Below are 3,797 nucleotides of genomic sequence, written 5' to 3'. Positions count from 1 at the left end.
GCGGCCATCGTTGCCTTGGATGAATTGTTGACGGTCATACCTACCTCGTTGCTCACTAATCTATCAGGGATAGGTGATGCACGTCATATTGGCACGGGGGGGCCAGCCATGCCGGTTCGGGCAGCGCCGGCAACTCCAGTCGCACGCCCGGGCCCAGTACCAGCGTGCAACTGTTGTTGCCTGCCGGGGCGGCAACGCGTAGCGCCACGAATGCGCTACCCGAAGGCTTCGCAGCGTCCGCCGATACCGTCTGCGTCTTCAACTTGCGGCGCCAGTAGTACAAGCTATGGAGCGCCAGCCCTTCGCGCTTGGCGTATGCACTGATCGGTAACGACTCACGCGCTATCGACTCCAGGTGGGCCGACCAAAATTCCATCCCTTGTTCCATGTTCGATTCCGGTTCATATCGGAACCGATAGCATGAGGGTACGCTTCCAGTCGGGGAAGGCTGGGCTTTGTGGATCGCTTACGGAACAACCCACCGCCATCGGAGGCCATTTCCCCGAACACACCACACCCGGCACAGTAAATTCCTCCGACCCTCAGTTGTCCGTCGGCGAGCGGGGGGGAACCGGTGCAAAGTCGAAATGCGCGGCGGCATACACGGGCATTGCACGCCCATATTTCTTCCCCATCCTTATAGAAGGTGACTTTGTCGTGGCTGCGTCCGGCACACCGGCGACCGATAGCAGACCCATCGCAAAGTGCCATGAACTGCACCACGCAGTTGAGTGTCACGTGGCCAAGAGCATAGGCGACACCTGCGAAACAGGGAGGTGGCCCGACGACGGCGCGGGCCACCGGTTACCGTATGTTGTGCGGATCAGCGATGCTGACACCTCATAAAGTGGCCGCACTCATGCTCATCGAGGCTCAATGTGGCTCATTGCCCTGGCCAACGCGCACTGACCACATTCGCTGTTCCCGTAAGTAACAATTGATCTTTGCTTAGGACTGTCGGACGCAATCCGATAGGCGCTTCCTGCTTGTTGACGTATACAAGGGTAACCAACGCAGGAGAACAAGAATATGTCCCCACGCAATATCCACGTGGTCCGCATGGAGGCGGGCCGATGGGCTGTCGCGGTAGAAGGTGCGGACGAGGCGCCGTCACAGCACGCATCGCGTGAAGAAGCAATTGCCGTTGGCGCAGAGAGGGCGAAGCAGAGCGGGGTCGAACTTGTCGTTCACGGTCGTGACGGCCGGATCAGAAGACGAAGCCGCTTCAGCCACGAGGCCGAGGATTGCACTGGGTGATGAAGGCACACGGGCATCCGGCGGCGCGGCGATACTGAACGAAATTCTTGATCTTGAGTCGCGCGCATAGCGCACGACGCTTGCCTTACGACGATGGGGGCGACGTAGGAGATTGGCAGCCTACGCGCGCCTATTGGATTGCGCCCAGCGAGCATGCACCGGGTTGCCGCCTGATCGCATAGCCCCCTCTCTCAGCTCCTTCAGCAGGCAGCCGCACGACTTGGTTGCGCCACTCCTCAGGTTGTTGGCCCGGATAGTCTTCAGCGCGCCACAATCGCATCGGCAGTCGCAGAAATAGGCATCACCCACCTTGTATTGGGGCCCCAGCGTTACTAGTCGCCCTACCCGTGTCCCTGCCTCGATCATCTTGTTGTTGTGCATGGTATTTCCTGATGCCCATGAGCTTCCACAGTACTGCACTGAAAGGCATATAGGAAAGCCCGACCCTAACGTTGTATGGCTGCCACAGGGATGCTCGCTGTCGGAGAGGTCATACCAAGCCGAGCGGTCCAGAGCCCTAGCCGAGAAACAATAGGAACCATTGACGAGACGCCACCGGGGCCAGTTACACCTTGATCGAATCATCGGCGGACCAGGGGTACACGACATGGCCACTCGCACAAATGCCGCGCTTGAGACAGTCGACAGCTAACCACGCGTACCGAAAACGTAGCGGCAAGGTTGCGATCCGTGCTGGTCTGGTTGAGCACCCTCCGGACGCCCACGCGCTATCCCACGGCGGCTTGCCGAGAGCTTTTCAGATCGGGTTAGCCGAGCCCGAGCCGCCCCGCGCGCAGTACTGCGTTTGGTTCGATGAGGGGGATGGGTGCATCAAGGTACGGGCGGCGATGCGGAAAAAATAGACGGCGGTGCGCTCGCCAGCCGTCTGTCGCAAAGCCGCAAGGGGGCATTCCAGTCGGTTTCCCAAATATGCCTCATGAGCTATTGCCGGCCTTCCGCCGTCAGCCGGGTCTAGTTTCTGGTCGATCGCACCAGGCGCGACCGTTCAGGCGGCGAACGGAGCCATCGAGACGGTGGAGAGGTCAGACGCGGTGCGCGAAGCTTGTGTGAGTTCGGCGGGGGCAGGAGCGCAGCGGCGTTTGTCAATCACGCATTCTATGCTGGTTGCCTGCACGTCTTCCAGGAAGGCGACCATGTCACGATAGTAGTCCACATGCATCTGCGCATCGAGCAGGCGCCGTTCGGCCTGGAACAGGGTAAGGCGCATATTCTGCAGCTCCCTTGCCGCGATTTTTTCCGGGCTTGGCGGATTGACCAAGCTTGAAAAGAGACGCATGGCATTTTCTCCCCAGATTATTTTCTACATTGCTTTGAAGCGGCTTTCGGCACGTGAACAATATTTGCTCGGCGATTAGCAAACATGAAACACTAGCTCGAGCTAGGAGCCTTCTCGTGATTTTGTGGAATTCCGCATGGTTGTCAAGCGACCCGTGAAAATTCTGTCTCACGATTTCCGGTTCCGCACAGATGGTGGGGCAGCGCGATACTCCCGCCGCATGGCGCGCGCAAAGGCCAGCAGCGTCGGGGCGCCCGATAGGGTCCCGGTCGAGGATCGACAGACGGCGATCCAAGGTGAAAGATGAGGGTGGGCCGGGATTCGAAATTTCACATCATGAAATTACTCTTCCACCACTCCGACCAACCCCATCATGGCTTAAGCTACTACCTGCTCGGGGCGTGCGTCATCGTGCTGGGCTTGCTGTAGCTCGGCGGGACACGTTTTGCGGGCCTAAAAGCCGGACATGCCGCTGCTGTTTGTGGCGAATGTCGCCGCTGGTGGGACCGTTTGGACATCTGCTGGGACGGCTTTTTCGGCCGGATCACGATCTGCTGCGGTACCACCGCACCATCCCGCGCTCCTTGGCGCGAGCTTGTCCGCGTCTCCGCGGGGAGCACAACCCTTGTGAAGTTGGCCGAGGCTATCGCTGAGGAACTGGAAGATTGGAGGACTCTGCTCTCGACACGGGGTGGCAATGCTTCGACCGATGGAGGGCCGGCACGGTAGACAGCGAAGAGCGCGTCGCCATGCTCAGGCTCGTTCCAAATCCGATGCCGTCCCCATTCGATGCGCGTGGCACCGCGTTGCCTTGCGCTGAAGCGTGTCAACTTGCTATCTCCCTGCGCCCGGATCTAGTATTGACGGAGTTGTCGATGCCGGGTATGGGTGCCATCGAGGGAGGGCGCTTGGTGGGCGATCTGTAAACAAAGCCGCCCTCGACATGAACATCTCTCAGACACTTCTGAACAAGTACAAACTCGGACTGAACCTTCCAGGCTTTATGAACGCCCTCATTCTGGCGAAAGAGGCACGCGTATCGCGAGATGAAGTATTGTGCATGCTAGCAAGGGAAGAGGCAACGCGCAAAGGCGGCCTATTCGATCAGGTAAAGCAGGTTTTGTGCAACGATGACGTGGGCGGTCGACTTCAACGCCATAGCGCACCCTAGCCCTACTTTCGCAAAGCAAGGCGCTGGATCGGAGCTCTTGGCCCGTAAATCATGGACTGAATGGGCTCGGAC

The 3,797-nt window shown here is 59.1% G+C and carries 3 protein-coding genes; 1 reads left to right on the top strand and 2 read right to left on the bottom strand.

Annotation, left to right across the window (positions count from 1 at the left end; translation table 11 throughout):
* Positions 1–55 precede the first annotated feature (55 nt).
* A complete protein-coding gene (gene tnpA / locus ACGLHR_RS50920; RefSeq protein ID WP_400103629.1) occupies positions 56–376 on the bottom strand; it encodes an IS66 family insertion sequence element accessory protein TnpA in 321 nt (106 codons plus the stop codon).
* Positions 377–1,029: 653 nt separating this feature from the next.
* Here tnpA and ACGLHR_RS50915 point away from each other — a divergent pair.
* Positions 1,030–1,257: a DUF2188 domain-containing protein gene (locus ACGLHR_RS50915; protein WP_400103627.1), complete on the top strand. Its 228-nt coding sequence runs from the start codon at positions 1,030–1,032 to the stop codon at positions 1,255–1,257.
* 1,006 nt (positions 1,258–2,263) lie between these two features.
* On the opposite strand, the gene ACGLHR_RS50910 is transcribed toward ACGLHR_RS50915, so the two are convergent.
* Positions 2,264–2,554, bottom strand: a complete 291-nt coding sequence (locus ACGLHR_RS50910; RefSeq protein ID WP_400103625.1) for a hypothetical protein — start codon at positions 2,552–2,554, stop codon at positions 2,264–2,266.
* Between the last annotated feature and the right edge of the window lie 1,243 nt (positions 2,555–3,797).

The sequence above is a fragment of the Cupriavidus sp. CuC1 genome, assembly GCF_044627735.1.
Classification (GTDB): Bacteria; Pseudomonadota; Gammaproteobacteria; order Burkholderiales; family Burkholderiaceae; genus Cupriavidus; species Cupriavidus ulmosensis.
The sequence above is the reverse complement of the archived record's forward strand: the minus strand, read 5'-3'. Positions and strand labels throughout refer to the sequence as shown.